General features: G+C 54.8%; 17 protein-coding genes and 2 tRNA genes. 3 read left to right on the plus strand and 16 right to left on the minus strand.

Going from position 1 to position 21,608, the window contains the following annotated elements; translation table 11 throughout:
* Positions 1-38 precede the first annotated feature (38 nt).
* From pnp to rlmE, 14 genes are all read right to left on the minus strand, one after another.
* A complete protein-coding gene (gene pnp, locus LZU96_RS17860; RefSeq protein WP_094122277.1) occupies positions 39-2,174 on the minus strand; it encodes a polyribonucleotide nucleotidyltransferase in 2,136 nt (711 codons plus the stop codon).
* A gap of 311 nt (positions 2,175-2,485) precedes the next feature.
* A complete protein-coding gene (gene rpsO, locus LZU96_RS17865) occupies positions 2,486-2,755 on the minus strand; it encodes a 30S ribosomal protein S15 (protein WP_003851063.1) in 270 nt (89 codons plus the stop codon).
* 131 nt (positions 2,756-2,886) lie between these two features.
* On the minus strand, positions 2,887-3,831 hold the full coding sequence (gene truB / locus LZU96_RS17870) for a tRNA pseudouridine(55) synthase TruB (protein WP_233985455.1): 945 nt from the start codon (positions 3,829-3,831) through the stop codon (positions 2,887-2,889).
* Positions 3,831-4,238 (minus strand): 30S ribosome-binding factor RbfA, encoded by a 408-nt coding sequence (rbfA, locus tag LZU96_RS17875; protein WP_233988229.1) that lies wholly within the window; start codon positions 4,236-4,238, stop codon positions 3,831-3,833. Before rbfA ends, truB begins: the two co-directional genes overlap by 1 nt.
* A 65-nt stretch (positions 4,239-4,303) precedes the next feature.
* Positions 4,304-6,997: a translation initiation factor IF-2 gene (gene infB / locus LZU96_RS17880; protein WP_233985456.1), complete on the minus strand. Its 2,694-nt coding sequence runs from the start codon at positions 6,995-6,997 to the stop codon at positions 4,304-4,306.
* A 17-nt stretch (positions 6,998-7,014) separates the two neighbouring features.
* The gene (nusA, locus tag LZU96_RS17885; RefSeq protein WP_031375412.1) at positions 7,015-8,502 is read right to left on the minus strand and encodes a transcription termination factor NusA; all 1,488 of its coding nucleotides are present in this window, start codon (positions 8,500-8,502) and stop codon (positions 7,015-7,017) included.
* Positions 8,503-8,526: 24 nt separating this feature from the next.
* A complete protein-coding gene (rimP, locus tag LZU96_RS17890; RefSeq protein WP_031375413.1) occupies positions 8,527-8,979 on the minus strand; it encodes a ribosome maturation factor RimP in 453 nt (150 codons plus the stop codon).
* 211 nt (positions 8,980-9,190) lie between these two features.
* A tRNA-Met gene (locus LZU96_RS17895) sits at positions 9,191-9,267 on the minus strand.
* Between the two features lie 59 nt (positions 9,268-9,326).
* Positions 9,327-9,413: transfer RNA gene (locus LZU96_RS17900), tRNA-Leu, on the minus strand.
* Between the two features lie 49 nt (positions 9,414-9,462).
* Entirely contained in the window at positions 9,463-9,801 is a 339-nt protein-coding gene (gene secG / locus LZU96_RS17905; protein ID WP_233985457.1) for a preprotein translocase subunit SecG, read from the minus strand.
* A 217-nt stretch (positions 9,802-10,018) separates the two neighbouring features.
* On the minus strand, positions 10,019-11,353 hold the full coding sequence (gene glmM, locus LZU96_RS17910) for a phosphoglucosamine mutase (protein ID WP_233985458.1): 1,335 nt from the start codon (positions 11,351-11,353) through the stop codon (positions 10,019-10,021).
* Complete coding sequence (gene folP, locus LZU96_RS17915) at positions 11,350-12,189, minus strand: dihydropteroate synthase (RefSeq protein ID WP_233985459.1); 840 nt, start codon at positions 12,187-12,189, stop codon at positions 11,350-11,352. The genes glmM and folP overlap by 4 nt, the downstream gene beginning before the upstream one ends.
* 80 nt (positions 12,190-12,269) lie before the next feature.
* Positions 12,270-14,198, minus strand: a complete 1,929-nt coding sequence (ftsH, locus tag LZU96_RS17920; protein WP_094122268.1) for an ATP-dependent zinc metalloprotease FtsH — start codon at positions 14,196-14,198, stop codon at positions 12,270-12,272.
* Between the two features lie 113 nt (positions 14,199-14,311).
* Positions 14,312-14,941: a 23S rRNA (uridine(2552)-2'-O)-methyltransferase RlmE gene (rlmE, locus tag LZU96_RS17925; protein ID WP_031375418.1), complete on the minus strand. Its 630-nt coding sequence runs from the start codon at positions 14,939-14,941 to the stop codon at positions 14,312-14,314.
* Positions 14,942-15,068: 127 nt separating this feature from the next.
* Here rlmE and yhbY point away from each other — a divergent pair, with 127 nt between their 5' ends.
* On the plus strand, positions 15,069-15,362 hold the full coding sequence (gene yhbY, locus LZU96_RS17930; RefSeq protein ID WP_008925418.1) for a ribosome assembly RNA-binding protein YhbY: 294 nt from the start codon (positions 15,069-15,071) through the stop codon (positions 15,360-15,362).
* A 106-nt stretch (positions 15,363-15,468) separates the two neighbouring features.
* Here the strand turns inward: yhbY and greA are convergent, their stop codons facing one another.
* Positions 15,469-15,945: a transcription elongation factor GreA gene (gene greA / locus LZU96_RS17935; RefSeq protein ID WP_094122267.1), complete on the minus strand. Its 477-nt coding sequence runs from the start codon at positions 15,943-15,945 to the stop codon at positions 15,469-15,471.
* Between the two features lie 248 nt (positions 15,946-16,193).
* Here greA and dacB point away from each other — a divergent pair, with 248 nt between their 5' ends.
* The gene (gene dacB / locus LZU96_RS17940; RefSeq protein ID WP_233985460.1) at positions 16,194-17,627 is read left to right on the plus strand and encodes a serine-type D-Ala-D-Ala carboxypeptidase; all 1,434 of its coding nucleotides are present in this window, start codon (positions 16,194-16,196) and stop codon (positions 17,625-17,627) included.
* 239 nt (positions 17,628-17,866) lie between these two features.
* Here the strand turns inward: dacB and LZU96_RS17945 are convergent, their stop codons facing one another.
* A complete protein-coding gene (locus tag LZU96_RS17945; protein WP_233985461.1) occupies positions 17,867-20,122 on the minus strand; it encodes a TonB-dependent siderophore receptor in 2,256 nt (751 codons plus the stop codon).
* Positions 20,123-20,374: 252 nt separating this feature from the next.
* On the opposite strand from LZU96_RS17945, the gene fes reads away from it, so the two are divergent.
* Positions 20,375-21,592, plus strand: a complete 1,218-nt coding sequence (gene fes, locus LZU96_RS17950) for an enterochelin esterase (protein ID WP_233985462.1) — start codon at positions 20,375-20,377, stop codon at positions 21,590-21,592.
* Positions 21,593-21,608: the final 16 nt, after the last annotated feature.

Genomic DNA, 21,608 nt, shown 5'->3' on the forward strand with positions numbered 1-21,608 from the left:
TCTCCCTGCCAGGCAAGGAGAGGCAAATCAGCAACGACTTATTCCGCGTCAGGTGTGCTCACCGCTGCAGCTTCTTCAGTCTGCGGCTTAGATTCTGTCGCTTCTTTGATGCTCAGACGGACACGGCCCTGGCGATCAACTTCCATCACCTTAACCGGAACTTCCTGACCCATCTGCAGATAGTCAGTCACTTTCTCAACGCGCTTATCAGCGATCTGAGAAATGTGAACCAGACCTTCTTTACCGCCGCCGATAGCAACGAAGGCACCGAAGTCAACGATGCGGGTCACTTTACCACTGTAAATGCGGCCCACTTCGATCTCTGCGGTGATCTCTTCGATACGACGAATGGCTTCTTTCGCTTTCAGACCATCGGTCGCAGCAATTTTCACTGTGCCATCATCTTCGATTTCGATCGTAGTGCCAGTCTCTTCGGTCAGTGCACGAATCACTGAGCCGCCTTTACCGATCACATCTTTGATCTTGTCAGAGCTGATTTTGATGGTGTAAATGCGTGGCGCAAATTCAGAAATCTCAGTACGCGGCGTGCTGATAGCCTGTTCCATAACGCCGAGAATGTGCAGACGCGCACCCCTGGCCTGGTTCAGCGCTTCCTGCATGATTTCACGCGTGATGCCTTCGATTTTGATGTCCATCTGCAGCGCGGTGATACCTTCACGGCTACCGGCTACTTTGAAGTCCATATCGCCAAGGTGATCTTCGTCGCCGAGGATGTCAGACAGAACCACAAACTTCTCGTCTTCTTTCACCAGACCCATCGCGATACCGGCAACAGCAGCCTTGATCGGAACGCCTGCATCCATCAGCGCCAGTGAGGCACCACAGACAGAGGCCATTGATGAGGAGCCGTTTGACTCGGTGATTTCAGACACCACACGAACGGTGTACGGGAATTCTTCCGCTTTTGGCATCACGGCCAACACGCCGCGCTTCGCCAGACGACCGTGACCAATTTCACGACGCTTAGGCGAGCCAACCATACCGGTCTCACCAACAGAGTACGGAGGGAAGTTGTAGTGGAACAGGAAGCTGTCGGTACGTTCGCCCATCAGCTCATCCAGGTTCTGCGCATCGCGGGTGGTACCCAGCGTTGCGGTGACCAGCGCCTGCGTTTCACCACGGGTGAACAGCGAAGAACCGTGAGTACGTGGCAGCACGCCTGTACGCACATCCAGACCACGGATCATGTCTTTCTCACGACCGTCGATGCGCGGCTCGCCGTTCAGGATGCGGGTACGAACCACATTCTTTTCAAGGCTGTGAACGATATCGCCAATTTCAGCGCTATCCAGTGTTTCATCTTCAGCCAGCAGCGCAGCGATAGTTTCATCTTTGATCACGCCAACCTGGGTATAACGCTCCTGCTTATCCGTGATGCGGTAAGCATCGCTGATACGCGATTCAGCCAGCGCAGCCACGCGAGAAATCAGCGCGGTGTTGGCGGCTTCTGGCTGCCAGTCCCAGCGAGGTTTGCCCGCTTCAGCAACCAGTGCATTAATGTTTTCGATAACAACCTGCTGCTGATCGTGGCCAAAGACCACGGCGCCCAGCATCTGCTCTTCTGACAGGATCTCAGCTTCAGATTCCACCATCAGAACGGCATTCTGCGTACCGGCTACCACCAGATCCAGACGAGACTGTTTCAGCTCATCGGCCGTTGGGTTCAGCACATATTGATCGTTGATATAGCCGACGCGCGCCGAGCCGATTGGGCCGTTAAATGGCAGGCCAGAAAGTGCCAGCGCAGCAGACGCACCGATCATGGCCACGATGTCCGGGTGAACCTGTGGGTTTACGGAAACCACGGTTGCAATAACCTGAACTTCGTTAACAAAGCCTTCCGGGAACAGCGGGCGAATCGGGCGGTCAATCAGACGCGCAATCAGCGTTTCGCCTTCGCTTGGGCGGCCTTCGCGACGGAAGAAGCTACCCGGGATACGACCAGCAGCGTAAGTACGCTCCTGATAGTTTACGGTCAGTGGGAAGAAGTCCTGACCTGGTTTAGATTTTTTCTGACCTACAACGGTGACGAACACCGCGGTATCGTCCATGCTCACCATAACAGCGGCAGTTGCCTGGCGAGCCATCATGCCGGTTTCCAGCGTGACGGTATGTTGACCATATTGGAATTTGCGTACGATCGGATTCAGCAAAATCAAAGTCCTTAACTTCGGGGCACGGCTATCTGAAGCCTGCCATTGATCACCGATCTTCAGTTGCATCCCTCGCGACTAATGACAACCCTTAACCGCCCCTGCGGTAAAGCCTCTCATTAGCCGCGCGAAACTCTGCAAACAAAGATCACACTAAGCAACAATACATGAGTTTGGTCCGGATTGCTGCCGATTGCTCGAAAAAAGGGGCCATAAAGGCCCCCTCTTCACGAAACTCGCACAAATCCGATCGCAAGACACGTCTGGTGCAGAAACTCTGCATAACGCCCCGGCGACCCGATTTTTCAGACTTAGCGACGCAGACCGAGACTTTCGATCAGGCTGCTGTAGCGTGCAACGTCTTTACGCTTCAGGTAGTCCAGCAGCTTACGACGCTGAGATACCATGCGCAGCAGACCGCGGCGGCTGTGGTGGTCTTTTTTGTGCTCAGAGAAGTGACCCTGCAGATGGGTAATCTGCGCGGTCAACAGGGCAACCTGAACTTCAGTTGAACCGCTGTCGTTAGCACCACGGCCATATTTAGCAACGATCTCTGCTTTAGCTTCTACGCTTAGAGACATAATAAACTCCAGTAAAAAATGAATGTATGGGTGCCGATCTCTAATTCAGCATCCCGCTTTAAAGCCGCGCTATTCTACTCTTCGGCTGATAGCAACGCAAATGCGCTATCAGCGAAAAAGCGACACGCCGCTTAATCCTGATATTCAACCACTAAACGCCGCGGTGCCACGCGGCCATCGTCGGCGATTTCCGCCATACCGATAAATTTACGCGCTTCACCTTCAGTGACACGCACCAGCCCCTGTGCCGGCACATTGCTGGCCTGCACCGGCTGACCCTGTTTGAAGTATGCCGCAACCGCAGACAACAAATTCACTTCAGGGAAATCTGCGGCAGGACTGTCCATCGGCAACAGCAGCGGGTCCAGCTGGGTTTCCAGCGCAATCCCGGCTTCGGTCGCCTCAGCCAGTAAGCTATGGAGCTGTTCCAGCGTCACCATCCGCTCATAGGGATAGCGTGCAACCTGCACCCGACGCAGCATGATAACGTGCGCACCACAGCCGAGTTTCTCGCCCAGATCATCAATGATAGTGCGGATATAGGTCCCTTTGGAGCAGTGGATTTCCAGCTCCAGCTCATCACCTTCCCAGCGAATAAATTGCAATTCGTAGACGGTGATGGGACGCGGCTCGCGCGCAATCTCAATGCCCTGGCGCGCATATTCATACAGCGGTCGGCCCTGATGCTTTAACGCGGAAAACATCGACGGCACCTGCAGCGTTTCGCCGCGGAAGCCTTCCAGCGCCGTATCCAGTTCTGCCTGGGTAAAGTTCACCGGACGCGTCTGCACCACGTTGCCATCGGCATCAGAGGTATCGGTACGCTCACCAAGGCGAGCGATGACCCGATAACGCTTGTCGGAGTCCAGCAGATACTGCGAAAACTTAGTCGCTTCACCCAGGCAAATCGGCAGCATGCCGGTGGCAAGCGGATCAAGCGCGCCGGTATGTCCTGCGCGGTTGGCGTTAAAAATACGCTTCACTTTCTGCAGCACATCATTCGACGAGACGCCTTGTGGCTTATCCAGCAACAACACGCCATGGACGTCGCGACCGCGACGACGCGGACGACTCATTACGCCTCCTCGTCATCACCGGTGGCGTCAGGGCCACGGCGCTCGGCATCGTTTTTCACGACGCTGCTGACGAGGTTAGACATGCGCATCCCTTCGATCAACGAGTTGTCGTAGAAGAAGGTCAGCTCAGGCACGATACGCAGGCGCATCGCTTTGCCGAGCAGAATGCGGATATAACCTGACGCTTCTTTCAGCGCTTTCAGGCCATTTTTAACCGCTTCTTCATCTTTATCATTCAGGAAGGTCACGAACACTTTGGCGTAGGCCAGGTCACGTGAGACTTCAACCCCGGAGACGGTAACCATCATGCCAAGACGCGGATCTTTAATCTCGCGTTGCAGGATCATCGCAATCTCTTTTTGCAGCTCTTGTGAAACGCGCTGCGGGCGACCAAATTCTTTCGCCATCATTATTTCTCCCAAATAATTCGGGAGGCCAGTGGCCTCCCAAATTGCATCACATCAGCAGTGACTTACGCGATGGTGCGTTTAACTTCAATCACTTCAAAGACTTCGATCATGTCGCCAACGCGGACATCGTTGTAGTTCTTCACGCCGATACCGCACTCCATGCCGTTACGCACTTCGTTGACGTCATCTTTAAAGCGACGGAGTGACTCCAGCTCGCCTTCGTAAATCACCACGTTGTCACGCAGGACGCGGATTGGATTGTGACGCTTGATGTTACCTTCGGTCACCATACAACCTGCCACGGCACCGAATTTCGGTGACTTGAACACGTCGCGGACTTCAGCCAGACCAATGATCTGCTGTTTGTATTCCGGCGCCAGCATACCGCTCATCGCCGCTTTCACTTCGTCAATCAGGTTATAGATGACGGAGTAGTAGCGCAGATCCAGGCTTTCGGCATCGATGACGCGACGCGCAGAGGCATCGGCACGGACGTTAAAGCCCAGAAGGATGGCGTTGGAGGCCGCAGCCAGCGTCGCATCGGTTTCGGTAATCCCGCCCACGCCTGAACCGACAATCTTCACCTTCACTTCGTCGGTGGAGAGTTTTAGCAGGGAGTCGGAGATCGCTTCCACAGAACCCTGAACGTCAGCTTTCAGCACGATGTTCAGTTCAGACACTTCGCCTTCGGTCATGTTAGCAAACATGTTCTCCAGCTTAGATTTCTGCTGGCGAGCCAGTTTAACTTCGCGGAATTTGCCCTGACGATAAAGTGCCACTTCACGCGCTTTCTTCTCGTCACGGACCACGGTCGCTTCATCACCGGCAGCCGGTACGCCGGACAGACCCAGGATCTCAACCGGGATAGATGGACCCGCTTCCATGACTTCGCGACCCAGTTCGTCACGCATAGCACGAACGCGGCCATACTCGAAGCCACACAGCACGATGTCGCCTTTGTTCAGCGTACCTTCACGCACCAACACGGTTGCCACCGGACCACGACCTTTGTCGAGGAACGATTCGATCACCACGCCGCTCGCCATACCTTCACGGATAGCGGTCAGTTCCAATACTTCCGCCTGCAGCAGGATAGCGTTAAGCAGATCGTCAATGCCGGTACCCGCTTTCGCAGAGACGTTAACGAACATGTTTTCGCCGCCCCACTCTTCCGGAATGATACCGTACTGAGTCAGTTCGTTTTTAACGCGATCCGGATCGGCTTCAGGCTTATCACACTTGTTCACCGCAACCACAACCGGCACTTTGGCCGCTTTGGCGTGCTGAATAGCTTCGACAGTCTGTGGCATCACGCCATCGTCTGCTGCCACCACCAGGATAACGATGTCCGTTGCCTGCGCACCACGTGCACGCATCGCGGTAAACGCGGCGTGGCCTGGGGTGTCGAGGAAGGTGACCATGCCGTTATCGGTTTCAACGTGGTAAGCACCGATGTGCTGGGTAATGCCGCCCGCTTCGCCAGAGGCGATTTTGGTTGAGCGGATGTAATCCAGCAGGGAGGTTTTACCGTGGTCGACGTGGCCCATGATGGTCACAACCGGCGCGCGGGATTCCTGCGCTGCATCGGTATCACGATCGTCCATTACCGCTTCTTCCAGCTCGTTTTCACGACGCAGGGTCACTTTGTGGCCCATCTCTTCGGCAACGAGTTGTGCAGTTTCCTGATCGATAACCTGGTTGATGGTCGCCATAGCGCCCATCTTCATCATCGCTTTGATGACCAGAGAACCTTTCACCGCCATTTTGTTCGCCAGTTCGGCTACGGTGATAGTTTCGCCAATCACGACATCGCGGTTAACCGCTTGTGCCGGCTTGTTAAAGCCCTGCTGCAAGGCGCTTGGTTTGCGATGCTTACCGCCTTTACCACCACGAATCTGCGCACGCGCTTCTTCACGGTCAGTTTTGGCTTCAGAATGTTTGTTGCCTTTTTTCGCCGGACGCGCCGCTTTAGCGGTGGTGCGCGCACGCGCACGACCCGCTTCAACCTGACGGTCGTTTTCATCTTCAGCCTGACGGGCATGGGTGGAAGTGGTGACGTGATAGTCGCCTTTATCTTCTTCTTCCGGTTTTTCCCATTCCGCTGATTTCTCTTCGGCCAGACGGCGGGCTTCTTCTGCTACGAGGCGGGCAGCCTCTTCAAGCTTACGGCGGGCTTCTTCTTCAGCTTTACGCTTCAGTTCGGCAGCTTCAGCTTCGCGACGGGCTTTATCGGACTGCGCAGCCTTGGTCACTTCGTCGGTAGGTTGATTTGTCACTTTCTCATTTTCCGCTGCTGCACGTTTGGCCTTGTCAGCGGCTTCGCGCTTGGCTTTCTCTTCGGCTTCACGTTGCGCTTTCTGTTCAGCTTCGCGACGGGCTTTTTCTTCAGCCTCGCGTTGCGCCTGCTCTTCCGCTTCACGCTGCGCCTCGGCTTCTGCTTCGGCCTGAGCTTGCTCAGACTCTGCATCACCTTTCACGTATGTGCGCTTTTTGCGGACTTCGATTTGCACCGACTTACTTTTACCCCCGGTGCCTGGAATATTCAAGGTGCTGCGCGTTTTACGCTGCAGCGTCAGCTTAGCTGAACCGACCTGACCGTGCTCACGATTCAGGTGAGACAATAAGGTTTCTTTCTCGTGCTGGGTCACTGCGTCATTTTCAGACTTAGGGATCCCCGCATCAGCAAATTGCTGTACCAGGCGATCGACCGGAGTCTGAATTTCTGCGGCCAGCGATTTTACGGTTACATCTGTCATGCTGTTCCTTCCTGTTATTACGCGTCATCGCCGAACCAGCAGATATTACGGGCGGCCATAATCAGCGCGCCGGCTTGCTCATCAGACATGCCTTCAATATCCGTCAGATCGTCAACACCTTGCTCAGCGAGATCTTCCAGCGTGCAAACGCCTTTCGACGCCAGGCGGAAAGCCAGAGCACGATCCAGACCTTCAAGATTCAGAAGATCCTCAGCGGGCTGCTGGTTACCAAGGCTCTCTTCTTTCGCCAGTGCCAGGGTGGTTAACGCATTTTTTGCTCGTTCACGCAGGGCTTCAATGGTCTCTTCGTCGAGGCCGTCAATTTCCAACAGCTCGTTGATTGGCACGTAGGCCAGTTCTTCCAGCGAAGAGAAGCCCTCTTCCACCAGTACGGTGGCGAACTCTTCGTCGATGTCGAGATGTTTGGTGAACATATCGATTGCTGCATGGGCTTCAGCCTGATGTTTGGCCTGCAGATCATCGACGGTCATTACGTTCAGCTCCCAGCCACTCAGCTGTGAAGCGAGACGCACGTTTTGGCCGTTACGGCCGATCGCCTGAGCCAGATTGCCAGCTTCTACGGCGATATCCATGGTGTGGTTATCTTCATCAACCACGATTGACGCCACATCAGCCGGCGCCATAGCGTTGATAACAAACTGCGCCGGGTTGTCGTCCCACAGCACGATATCGATACGCTCGCCACCCAGTTCACTGGAAACCGCCTGGACACGCGCGCCGCGCATACCCACACAGGCACCGACCGGATCGATACGTTTGTCGTTGGTCTTGACTGCAATTTTAGCGCGCGAGCCCGGATCACGAGCAGCGGCTTTAATTTCAATCACTTCTTCGCCAATTTCTGGCACTTCAATGCGGAACAGTTCAATCAGCATTTCCGGTTTGGAACGCGTCACGAACAGTTGCGCGCCACGCGCTTCCGGGCGAACAGAATAGAGCACGCCACGAATACGGTCGCCTGGGCGGAAGTTTTCACGCGGCAGCATATCTTCGCGCAGAATCACGGCTTCGGCATTGCTGCCTAAGTCGAGGGAAATATTGTCGCGGTTAACTTTCTTCACCACGCCAGTAATAATTTCGCCTTCCTGCTCACGGAACTGATCAACCACCATAGCGCGCTCAGCTTCACGCACTTTTTGCACGATAACCTGTTTAGCGGTCTGGGTGGTGATACGGTCAAAAGTGACCGATTCAATCTGATCTTCGACATATTCGCCCAGATTGAATGCTTCATCTTCGAAGCGGGCCGCATCCAGCGTGATCTCGCGCGTCGGCTGCGTCACCTCTTCTACGATTTCCCAACGGCGGAACGTATCGAAATCGCCACTTCTGCGATCAATGCTGACGCGTACGTCAATTTCTTGCTCGTACTTTTTCTTGGTCGCAGTCGCCAGCGCGCTCTCCAGCGCTTCGAAGATTTTCTCACGCGGCAGGGCTTTTTCGTTAGAAACGGCTTCTACAACAGCTAAGATCTCTTTGTTCATCCTGGTTAGCCTCAATCCGGACTTTTAAAAGTGGGGGACCAGGTTCGCTTTCTGAATATTACTCAGCGCGAACACTTCATCGTTACCCTCAACGTTCACCGTGATCATCTCGCCATCAACGGACTTGATGATTCCCTGCCATTTACGGCGGTTCTGAACGGCCATACGCAGCACCAGACTCACTTCATCGCCCATAAAACGGACATAGTGTTCTGCAGTGAACAGAGGACGATCGAGTCCCGGTGAGGAGACTTCAAGGTTGTAAGGCACGGTAATGGGATCTTCCACATCCATTACGGCACTTACCTGGTGGCTGACATCGGCGCAATCATCGACATTGATGCCATCTTCACTATCAATATAGATGCGCAGGGTTGATGTGCGACCACGAACGAATTCAATTCCAACCAGTTCGTAGCCCAGCGCTTCTACCGGAGCCGATACCAACTCTGTCAATTTTTGCTCTAATGTGGACAAGCCCACCCCCAAGACATAAAAAAAGGGCCTATAGCCCAGTATTACGATTCGCTAATAACAAAAAACCCCGAATATTCGGGGCTTTTAATCACTGGACCCTGTACGCCGCGATGCGGCCCGGACTCCATCCAAAGAATTTTCTTTCAAAAATGAGCCGTGAATGCGTCCGTCGATGCACACAGTATATTTGAAAAAGAACTCAAAGGGAAAGTGGTTGCGGGGGCCGGATTTGAACCGACGACCTTCGGGTTATGAGCCCGACGAGCTACCAGGCTGCTCCACCCCGCGTCCGAAAACGTGGCGAATAATACGCCAAACCTGCATAAAATGCAAGTAATACTAAGATTTGGTACCGAGGACGGGACTTGAACCCGTAAGCCCAATCGGGCACTACCACCTCAAGGTAGCGTGTCTACCAATTCCACCACCACGGCACTGCTTCTGACACTTCACTGACCACAACGATTCGTTGTGCTGACGATCTTACTTAGGAATATCGCTGCCCGGCGTAACCGGTTGAGCTGGCTTTTCAGTCTGTTGAGAAGACTGCGCCGGCGCAGAAAGATTTTCCCACTCGCTTCCTTTCGACGCTTTATTACTGTTCAGGTTACCGAGAACCAGGCTGATGATGAAGAACAATGCCGCTAAGATGCCGGTAGTACGCGTCATGAAATTGCCTGAACCCGTAGAACCAAACAGCGTACCGGATGCGCCTGCACCGAATGAGGCTCCCATATCAGCGCCTTTGCCTTGCTGCAGCATGATCATACCCACGAGGGCGATAGCTACAATAAGGAAAACAACTAAAAGAGCTTCGTACATATTCAACCTGTTCCTTGCACGATAATCGTACAGTTAAAGCTTCAACCAGTATTGATGGGGAGTCTCGTCATCACCCATCAGAAGCGGGTGTGAATACTAACCAAAGGCGGATACCTCTGCAAGCGCAATTTTCATCACCCCAACCGATTGCAGAAAAAAACGCCATCCCGGTGATTTTACAGGCGGTTCGGTAACCTGCGAACCGCCTGTCAGCGCATTAAAATGCCTTTACCTGGTCGGCAATCCGGTTGGCCAGCTCGGTAACCTGGGCTTCGTTTTCGCCTTCCACCATCACCCGAATCAACGGTTCAGTGCCTGACTTGCGCAGTAACACCCGACCACGACCCGCCAGCGCTTTTTCCACTTCTACCGTTGCGGTCTTCACCGCTTCGCTCTGCAGCGGATCGCCTTCGCCGGTAAAACGCACGTTGACCAGCACCTGAGGCAGCATTTTCATGCCGCTGCACAGGTCATGCAGGCTCATGTGGTTGCGTACCATCGCAGTAAGTACTTGCAAACTTGCCACGATACCGTCGCCGGTGGTGGTTTTATCCAGCAGAATCACATGACCGGAGTTCTCCGCGCCCAGCCGCCAGCCTTTCTCCTGCATCTTCTCCAGCACATAGCGGTCACCCACTTTTGCCCTGGCAAACGGAATACCGAGCTGCTTCAGTGCTAACTCCAGGCCCATATTGCTCATCAGCGTGCCGACGACGCCGCCGCGCAGCTGGCCCTGACGTAGCCCTTCACGCGCGATGATGTAGAGAATCTGGTCGCCATCGACCTTTTCGCCCAGGTGGTCAATCATCATGATGCGATCGCCGTCACCATCATAGGCCAGCCCGATATCCGCTTTTTCCGCCAGCACCCGCTGTTGCAGCATTTTCAGATCGGTCGCGCCGCACTCTTTGTTGATGTTCATCCCATCTGGCTGAGTGGCAATAGCGATGACCGTGGCACCAAGCTCACGCAGCACATTGGGTGCAATGTGGTAGGTCGCGCCGTTGGCACAGTCGACCACGATTTTCAGGCCGTTGAGGTTAAGCTCGCTGGGAAAAGTGCCCTTACAAAATTCAATGTAGCGTCCGGCGGCATCAACGATACGGCTGGCACGGCCCAGCAAGGCGGATTCGACACAGGTAATCGGTTTTTCCATCTCCAGTTCGATCGCCTCTTCAACATCGTCCGGCAACTTAGTGCCTTCAGAGGAGAAGAATTTAATGCCGTTATCGTCGAACGGATTATGCGAGGCCGAAATCACGATCCCCGCTTCTGCGCGGAAGGTCCGGGTCAGATAGGCGATAGCTGGCGTCGGCATCGGCCCGGTAAAGGCCGCGGTCAGGCCAGCGGCAGCCAGACCGGCTTCTAAGGCTGACTCCAGCATGTAGCCGGAGATGCGCGTGTCCTTACCGATAATGATCTTTTTCGAACCGTGACGCGCCAGCACTTTCCCTGCGGCCCAGCCCAGCTTCAGGACGAAATCAGGGGTGATTGGCGCTTCACCGACTTTGCCACGAATGCCATCTGTACCGAAATATTTACGATTACTCATGATGCTCCTTTTGCTCTTCGGGTCGCTTCGACCACGCGCATCGCTTCGGCCGTCTCTTTAACATCATGAGCACGGATAATCTGTGCTCCCTGCATGGCAGCGATGACCGCGCAGCTCAGGCTGCCGGTTAAACGCTGTGACGGACCGACATTCAACAACTGACCTATCATCGATTTGCGCGACATGCCTACCAGCAGAGGCAGGCCGAAATGGTGAAAATCGCTGAGGTGAGCCAGCAGTTCATAGTTGTGGCTAAGATTTTTACCGAAACCGAAGCCCGGGTCGAGTATCAGCCGCTCTTTTTTGATTCCTGCCGCTTCGCAACGCGCAATCTGCTGTGCGAAGTAAGTGTCCACTTCGCTCAGGATGTTTTCATAGTGCGGCGCCTGCTGCATGGTGCGGGGTTCGCCCTGCATATGCATTAAACAGACCGGCAGACCGGTCGCAGCGGCAGCTTCCAGCGCACCTGGCTCGGAGAGCGAGCGAACGTCATTAATGATGTGAGCGCCCACTCGCGCTGATTCACGAATCACCTCAGCTTTGGAGGTGTCAACCGAGATCCAGACCTCGAAACGCTGGGCAATCGCTTCGACCACCGGAATGACGCGCTCCAGCTCCTGCTCGACGCTGACCTCATCTGCCCCCGGACGGGTCGATTCACCGCCGACATCGATGATGGTCGCGCCAGCATTGACCATCTCATTGGTGTGCGTCAGCGCATCGACCAGCGCGTTATGTTTACCGCCATCGGAAAAGGAGTCGGGCGTGACATTTAAAATACCCATCACATGGGGAAAGGATAAATCGAGATGGGAATCACCGGCGAACAACTTCATGGCGAATCACTCCTTGCTGATCAATATCTGGATGTAAAAAACCCCGGACCAGCCGGGGTTTTGTCTGACGAGGTGACGTCTTATTTATCGAACTGCTCTGACATGGTGTTGCCTGGGTTTGGCGTACGCGGTTCATCGACCGGACGCGGCGCCTTTGGCGTGCCGTTGCTGTCAGAGTTGCTGCTGCCTGGGTCTTCCCAGCCCGCTGGCGGACGCACTTCGCGGCGCGCCATCAGGTCGTCGATCTGTGGTGCATCAATGGTTTCATACTTCATCAGCGCGTCTTTCATCGCGTGAAGGATGTCCATGTTCTCACCCAGAATGCGGCGAGCACGCTGGTAGTTGCTGTCGATCAGGTGTTTAACTTCCTGGTCGATAATGCGGGCAGTTTCATCGGACATATGTTTCGCTTTCGCGACGGAACGTCCAAGGAACACTTCACCCTCTTCTTCAGCATACAGCAGTGGACCCAGTTTCTCTGAGAAGCCCCACTGCGTCACCATGTTACGCGCCAGGTTAGTCGCGACTTTGATGTCGTTCGACGCACCGGTAGAAACACGTTCCGCACCGTAGATGATCTCTTCGGCCAGACGACCGCCGTACAGCGTTGAAATCTGGCTTTCCAGTTTCTGACGGCTGGCGCTGATCGCGTCGCCTTCAGGCAGGAAGAAGGTCACACCCAGCGCACGACCGCGCGGAATGATGGTCACTTTGTGCACCGGATCGTGCTCTGGCACCAGGCGTCCGATAATGGCATGGCCTGCTTCGTGATACGCGGTTGACTCTTTCTGCGCTTCCGTCATCACCATGGAGCGACGTTCCGCACCCATCATGATTTTGTCTTTCGCTTTCTCAAACTCAACCATCGACACCACACGCTTGTTCGAACGGGCAGCAAACAGCGCCGCTTCGTTGACAAGGTTAGCCAGGTCAGCACCGGAGAAGCCCGGCGTACCACGCGCAATGATTGCTGCATCGATATCGGTCGCCAGCGGCACACGGCGCATATGCACTTTCAGAATCTGCTCACGGCCACGTACGTCTGGCAAGCCCACCACAACCTGACGGTCGAAGCGGCCTGGACGCAGCAGCGCCGGGTCAAGCACGTCAGGACGGTTAGTTGCGGCGATAACGATAATGCCTTCGTTACCTTCGAAACCATCCATCTCAACCAGCATCTGGTTCAGCGTCTGCTCACGTTCATCATGACCACCGCCTAAACCTGCGCCACGCTGACGGCCTACCGCATCGATCTCATCGATAAAGATGATGCACGGCGCGGCTTTTTTGGCCTGTTCGAACATGTCACGCACACGGGATGCGCCGACACCGACAAACATTTCAACGAAGTCAGAACCGGAGATGGTAAAGAAAGGCACCTTCGCTTCACCGGCAATTGCTTTCGCCAGCAGGGTTTTACCGGTACCCGGAGGACCGACCATCAGCACGCCTTTCGGAATCTTACCGCCCAGCTTCTGGAAGCGGCTCGGTTCACGCAGATATTCCACCAGCTCGGCGACTTCCTCTTTCGCTTCGTCACACCCGGCAACGTCGGCGAAAGTGGTTTTAATCTGGTCTTCCGTCAGCATGCGGGCTTTGCTCTTGCCGAAGGACATCGCGCCCTTGCCGCCGCCGCCCTGCATTTGACGCATAAAGAAGATCCACACACCGATCAGCAGCAGCATCGGGAACCACGAAATGAAGATCGAGGCCAGCAGGCTTGGCTCTTCCGGTGGTTCGCCAACCACTTTGACGTTTTTGGTCAAGAGGTTATCGAGCAACTTGGGATCATTGACAGGAATGTAGGTGGTATATTTATTGCTGTCTTTTTTAATAACGTTAATTTCACGCCCGTTAATACGTGCCTCGCGGACCTGATCCTGGTTCACTTCCGACAGGAAGGTTGAATAATCAACCCTACGGCCATTCGACTCGCTGGGCCCAAAGCTCTGGAATACTGACATCAGCACGACCGCGATGACTAACCAGAGAATCAGGTTTTTCGCCATGTCACTCAAGGGATTAACCTCATATTACAACGGTGTTAACAGATAGCGTAGGGTACTATAGATCCTTCATACATGGAATCGCAGCAAAACTGCGGACTTCTCCAGCAATTTGGTTATAGTTTGCGCCCAGTCGCCACAATGTACACTTCACGTGAACGTGACCGTGAAGCGTCCGGCTTACGAATTTTCACTTTCGTAAACAGGGAGCGAATTTCCCGCAGGTATTCATCGAAGCCATCTCCCTGAAACACTTTCACTACAAAGCTGCCGCCAGGTGCCAGGATATCACGACACATTTCCAGCGCCAGCTCGACTAAATACATCGACCGGGGAATATCTACGGCAGGTGTACCACTCATGTTCGGTGCCATATCGGACATGACAACCTGAACTTTCTGATCGCCGACGCGCTCAAGCAGCGCATTAATCACCGATTCTTCACGAAAATCGCCCTGAAGGAAATCGACACCGACAATCGGATCCATAGGCAGGATATCACAGGCAATAACGCGCCCTTTGTTCCCAATTTGCTGTACCACATATTGTGACCAGCCACCGGGTGCAGCACCCAGATCTACCACGGTCATGCCGGGTTTGAAAAGCTTGTCACCCTGTTGTATTTCATCAAGTTTAAACCAGGCGCGCGAACGCAACCCTTTTTTCTGCGCCTGAAGCACATATTTATCGCTAAAGTGTTCCTGGAGCCAGCGGCTGGAGCTGGCCGAACGCTTTTTACCCGTCATAATATTTCCAACTAAATCGTCATCGTAGCGATAAACCTGCACGCAATGGGTTGCGTCGATTTGGTGATATACCCGAGATGGCGGTAGAATGAACCGTTTTCAATCCCTGAGTAAGTAAAAAACTACGATGAATCTAAGTACCAAACAAAAACAGCACCTCAAGGGCCTCGCCCATCCGCTCAAGCCAGTGGTTATGCTGGGTGGTAATGGCCTGACCGAAGGCGTGCTGGCCGAAATCGAGCAGGCTCTGGCCCATCACGAACTGATCAAGGTGAAAATTGCCTCAGAAGATCGTGAAACAAAGCAGCTGATCGTTGAGGCTATCGTGCGTGAAACCGGCGCCAGCAACGTACAGGTGATCGGCAAAACGCTGGTGCTGTATCGCCCTTCTAAAGAGAGCAAAATTTCTCTGCCACGTTAAGTGGGCAAAGAAAGTGCCATGCTCTTACCTCAGATAAAAGGCCGCAGTGCGGCCTTTTTCCTTTCTTTACATTGTGCTTTAACGCTTTTCAAAGCGTAGCAACATCTTAAAGGTATTCCACCTTCAGGATTTCATATTCAACATCGCCGCCAGGGGTTTTGATAATGGCCACATCATCAGCCTCTTTACCCACCAGGCCACGTGCCATCGGTGAATTGACCGAAATCAGATTTTGCTTAAAATCCGCTTCGTCATCACCCACGATACGATAGGTCGACTCTTCATCGGTCTCGATATTCAGCACGGTAACCGTCGCGCCGAAAATCACGCGGCCGGTTTTTGGCATCTGGGTCACGTCAATGACCTGCGCATTGGAGAGTTTGGCTTCAATCTCCTGAATGCGGCCTTCACAGAAACCCTGTTCTTCACGTGCGGCATGGTATTCCGCATTCTCTTTCAGGTCGCCATGCTCGCGCGCGTCAGCGATAGAGGCAATAATGCGCGGACGCTTCACGGTTTTCAGCTCGTTCAGCTCTTCGCGCAATCTTTCAGCGCCTCTTAACGTCATCGGAATCTGATTCATTTAAGCTCCTCGTCATCTATCCTGTTTAACGGTGTCATCCTGACCGGTGACTGCAGAAAAAAGCGTTCTGCGACGCATTAGCCCGTTTTGCAAACAAAAGAATCCTGACCCAGAAAGCATTCCGGGCCAGAAAAGGGTTTTGCAATTTGATACGTATTTTACCCCAGAGTTCACTGCGGGTCATCGTTTACTTTCCACCGTCCAGCGACGTAGTATTGACGGCTTCACCTGCCAGTTACCGCGAGATTATGCGATTTTCACGACTTGTTACCGGATTAACCTGTGCATTTATGCTGCAGGCACAAGCAGCGCCAGTTGATGAATACATGCAGTATCTGCCAGACGGCGCCAATCTGGCGCTGATGGTGCAGAAAGTGGGTGCATCAACGCCGATTATTGATTACCACGGAAAACAGATGGCGTTACCCGCCAGTACCATGAAGGTGGTGACAGCGCTGGCGGCCTTACTGGAACTGGGCGGAGATTACCGTTTTCAGACCACCTTTGAGACCAAAGGCGCGCTGGTCGATGGCACGCTGAACGGTGATTTAGTGGCGCGTTTTGCCGGCGATCCCACATTAAGTCGCCAGGATCTGCGCAACATGGTGGCAGCGTTAAAGAAACAGGGCATCACCCATATTAAAGGCAATCTGGTGATTGATACCTCGGTTTTTGCCAGCCATGACATGGCGCCAGGCTGGCCGTGGAACGACCTGACCCAGTGCTTTAGCGCGCCGCCAGGTGCCGCTATCGTGGATAAAAACTGTTTTTCTGTCTCGCTCTACAGCGCGAATACGCCGGGCGAGAATGCGTTTGTTCGTATCGCCTCCTATTATCCGGCGCACATGTACAGCCAGGTACGCACCATCGGCCGCAACAGCGGCGAAGGACAATATTGCGAACTGGACGTGGTGCCGGGCGAACTCAATCGCTACACCCTGACCGGCTGTATGCGTCAACGCGCCGAACCGTTGCCGCTGGCCTTTGCCGTACAGGATGGCGCGGCCTGGGCGGGCGAAATCCTGAAAGCGGAACTGCGGGCGGCGGAGATCGATTACAGCGGGCATCTGGTACGTCAGTCGCAGGCCACCGAGCCAGGCACGGTGCTGGCCTCGACCCAGTCGGCGCCGCTGCATACTCTGTTGCACACCATGCTGAAGAAGTCGGACAACATGATTGCGGATACGGTGTTCCGTACCATTGGTCATCACTACTTCAACGTGCCGGGGACGTTCCGTGCCGGACAGGACGCGATTCGTCGTATCCTGAAAGCCAAAGCCAATATCGACATGGGTAATAGCATTCAGGTTGATGGTTCGGGCCTGTCGCGTCACGACCTGATTTCGCCGCAAACCATGATGCAGGTGTTGCAATACATTGCAAAGAATGACAGCACGCTGGATTACATCTCGATGCTGCCGCTGGCCGGTTATGACGGCACGCTGCAGTACCGTGGCGGTCTGCATGAGGCGGGACTGGATGGCAAAGTGTCGGCGAAAACCGGTTCACTGCAGGGGGTTTATAACCTGGCGGGCTTTATCACCACCTCCAGCGGCGCGCGGGTGGCATTCGTTCAGTTCCTTTCCGGTTATGCGGTCCCGCCGGAAGATCAGCGTACCCGCCGTATTCCGCTGGTGCGATTTGAGAGCCGGCTCTACCGCGATATTAATCAGAACAACTGATAAAGCAGAGATAAAAAATGCAGCAGGCGATCGACCTGCTGCATTTTTTTGATAAAGTCCGGTCACGTCAGCGATAAGACCGAGCCTGCACGGGAAACAGCGGCAGTTCGGAAAGACGTTTAAGCCAATTCCTGGCCGCTCAGCCCGTGCCGTCCGTGGCGCGGGACGCTTCCCTTCCCTGCCCCTGTTCCCTGCGCGTGGAGCATATTAACTGCGGCAGAGTCATCCGGCTAACTCCATCAGAAGCGGGTGTTGACACTCATATAGTAAGTGCGGCCCGATTCGTTAAAGGTATTGGCACCGGCACCGTAGAGATAAGCGCCCGTCGTGGCGTTACCGGTGGTCTGCGCATTGCCTTCGCGGAAGTGGCGTTTATCGAACAGGTTGTCGATCCCGACGGTGACGCTGGCATATTTATTAACGTCATAGGTGCCGCTCATGCCCACTACCGAGTAAGGGCTGACTTCATCGGTGGCGCTGCCGGTGACCGGATTGCCTTTGTAGTCATACTTTTTCGGCGTCTGTTTGCCATACCAGGTCAGCGTGGTTTGCAGCGACAGATCCTGCGTTGCCTGCCAGCTCAGCGTCGAGTTAAGCGTATATTCCGGGATCACCGACAGCCGATCGCCGGTCTCTTTGTTCTTGCTTTGCAGCATGTAGGTGAAGTTATTGTTCCAGCTTACGCTCTCAGAGAATGGCACGTTGACCGTTCCTTCCAGCCCTTCCACCACCGCTTTCGGCACGTTTTCCCATTTATAGATGTCGGTTTTACCGTTCGAAGCGGTACCGGTTGGCAGCGTGCCCGCCTCAATCTTATTGCGGTAGTCGTTGCGGAACCAGGTCAGACCGGCCTGATAACCCTCATGCTTCCACTCCAGCCCAATCTCTTTATTGATGCTGTTTTCCGCTTTTAAATCGTCGTTGCCCATCAGATAACAGGCACCGGTGCTGGCGGCGCAGCCCTGGCCGTTGCTGTAAAGCAGGTAGTTAGGGTTGGTCTGATACAGACTCGGTGCTTTGTAGGCGCGGGCTATCCCCATTTTCAGCGTGAAGTCATCGCCTAATCCTTGTGACAGGTTAAGTGACGGGCTCCAGTTATTGCCCACGATGGAGTGATGATCGAAACGCAGCGCTGGCGTCAGCATGGTGCTGTCGGTCAGTTCAATGTTGTCTTCAGCAAACAGCGAGAAGATTTCCGCCTGCGAATAGGGGCTGCGTCCGGTGGTAGCGACGCCGGGGATTGAACCGTAATTGGCCGCCTGGGTCGTCGAGGAGGGGTCCTTCATCCGCTGCTGGTTCCATTCGGTGCCAAGAGTCGCGGTCTGGTTGACCAGCCATTCGAACGGAATACTGATTTCGCTGTGCAGCAGCACATCATCCAGCTGGATGGTATTAAAGTTGCTGTTGGAGAAGATCCCTTCGGTGCCGCCCGCCAGCCCTTCATTCAGGCGCGAGTTACGGGTGTTCTCGTACTGCGCATAGGTATCGGTGCTGATGCCGTTATCCCACGCGCCGGTCCACTTCAGCGAGAAGTTCTGACGATAGAGGCGGTTGGTCTCTTCACCATATTTACTTTTCACCAGCGCATTGGTGTTGGTGTTCTGGGTATCACCGGCGTACAGGTTGCCCTGACGGCTATAGCCAGCGCCAAACTCCAGCGCCTGCATCGGCGCAAAGGCCCAGCGCAGTAAGGCGTGAACATCTTTATTCACCGAACCTTCACGGCCTGACGGGTAAGAACCGGCATAGTTGCCGGTACGCTCAGCGGCATGACCTTCATTAATGTCGTAAGCATCAGCCTGGGTTTTTGCCAGCCCGCCATACAGCCGGAAGCTAAAGTCGTCGCCTAACGGCCCTTCGAGGCTAAAGTTTGTACGCCTGGTTGCGCCCTCATCCTTATGCTGCGGCACGTTGTAATAGCCGCTCCAGGAGCCGTGCCATTGATTATCCATCTGTTTTTTGGTGATGATGTTCACTACCCCGCCTGCGGCACCGTTACCGTAACGGGCGGCGGCCGGACCGCGAATGACATCAATCCGCTCAATAAGCTCTGGCGGAACCCAGTTCGTGTCGCCGCGCGTATCACGCTCGCCCCGCCAGCCAAGACGCACCGAGTTGCGGCTGGTGACCGGCAGGCCATCGATTAAAATCAGGGTATTTTCCGGGCCCATGCCGCGAATATCGATCTGGCGATTGTTACCGCGCTGGCCACTGGTGGAGTTCCCGGTCAGGTTAACGCCGGGCATGGTACGAATGATTTCAGAGACGTCGCGCGCAGGCGGATGTTTTTTAATTTCGTCCGCGGTGATGGTGGAGACACCGGGCGCCTGAAGCGTCTGCTGAGCGGCCGTCACCGTCATGGTGGTTTCGCTGGCGGTATCGGAGGCGTTGCTGGTGATGCCTGGCTCAGCGGCTGCTGCACCGGTAGAAATGAGAGAGGTGGTGAAACCCAGTTCAATCATAATGGCTAAAGAAAGCCGGGATAACGTTTTCATTTTTTTATTCCTGGATTGCCAGCGAAAGGCTACTGCCGGCGCGCCGGTGAAAAGGTAAGTACCTTGCCTGCAACGCATTCCAGTTCTCTGCGGACCCTTATCAGGCGACCTTACACCTGGTCCAAAGCCCGATACGGCAGAGAGGATGCGCGCGCTCCCTGTAGAGCGGAAACACCCTATTGCAAATGAAAATAATTATCAATACTATTATTCCTAACATGCATGACCCTAATCAAGTGCAGTGATCAACTGATGGCGCGTATGACGTGGTTAAACGAAGTGACCGGCAGTGACGCCTGGTGGCAACAGCAGCAGCAACAGGGCATTCCCCTGATTGAACCCGGTGAAGAAGGCACCTGCCAGGTCACCTTCTTCTGGCGTGATCCGCAGGGCGATGAGTCACACTCAGCCACGCGCCGCGTCTGGATCAATATCACCGGCGTGACCGATCATCATCAATCCGCTGCGCCCTCCTCCTTAATACGCGTTCCCCATACCGATGTCTGGTGGTGGCAAACCACTCTGCCCGCTGACTGGCGCGGCAGCTACTGCCTGATGCCCGATAGCCAGGCGCAGACCTTCGACGGTCAGACCGATATGCAGGCGCTGCGGCAATGGTGGCGCGAAAAATTCCCAGCGGCACAGGCTGATCCGCTTAATCCACTGCGCGGCTGGGCAGGCGGCCGTGGGATGGCGGTTTCACCGCTGCATCTGCCGCAGGCGCCCGATCAATCGCTGTGGCGCGATGTTGATCGCGGCCATCCGGCGGATATTCCGCTGCAATCACTGTTGTGGCGCAGCGAACGGCTGGGCAATCAGCGTAACGTATGGATTTACTGTAGCGGTGAGGCGCATCCCGCTGAACGTCCACTGGCGTTACTGCTGGATGGTCAGTTCTGGGCGCAAACCATGCCGGTTGCCGGTCCGCTCCGGCAGCTCACCGCCGCCGGCGAACTGCCACCAGCGGTCTATGTGATGATCGATATCATCGATCGCGAACACCGCAGTCGTGAACTGCCCTGCAATCCCGATTTCTGGCTGGCGGTTCAGCTCGAGCTGCTGCCGCTGATTCAGCAAACCCTCCCCTGTCGGGTGGCAGACGGCAGCACGCTGGTGGCGGGACAGAGTTTTGGCGGGCTCTCCGCAGCCTACGCCACCTTAAACTGGCCGGAGACCTTTGGTGCCGCCATCAGCCTTTCCGGCTCCTTCTGGTGGCCGGAACGCGGTAACCCCAACGGCTGGCTACCGCAACAACTACAACAAGGTTTGCTGCAGGCAGCGCCGCGCCGCTTTTACCTCGAAGCAGGACGGCGTGAGCGGCTGATTCTGTCAGCGAATCAACAATTTGAGCGTGATTTAATCGCGGCCGGACATCAGGTCAGCTATCGCCCGGTTGAAGGGGGACACGATGCGCTGTGCTGGCGCGGCGGCCTGCTGGCCGGACTTAAAGCAATGTGGCAATACCCCTGATTCGCTTATCTCGCCC

This window comes from Pantoea agglomerans (genome assembly GCF_021397715.1).
In the GTDB taxonomy this organism is placed as follows: domain Bacteria; phylum Pseudomonadota; class Gammaproteobacteria; order Enterobacterales; family Enterobacteriaceae; genus Pantoea; species Pantoea astica.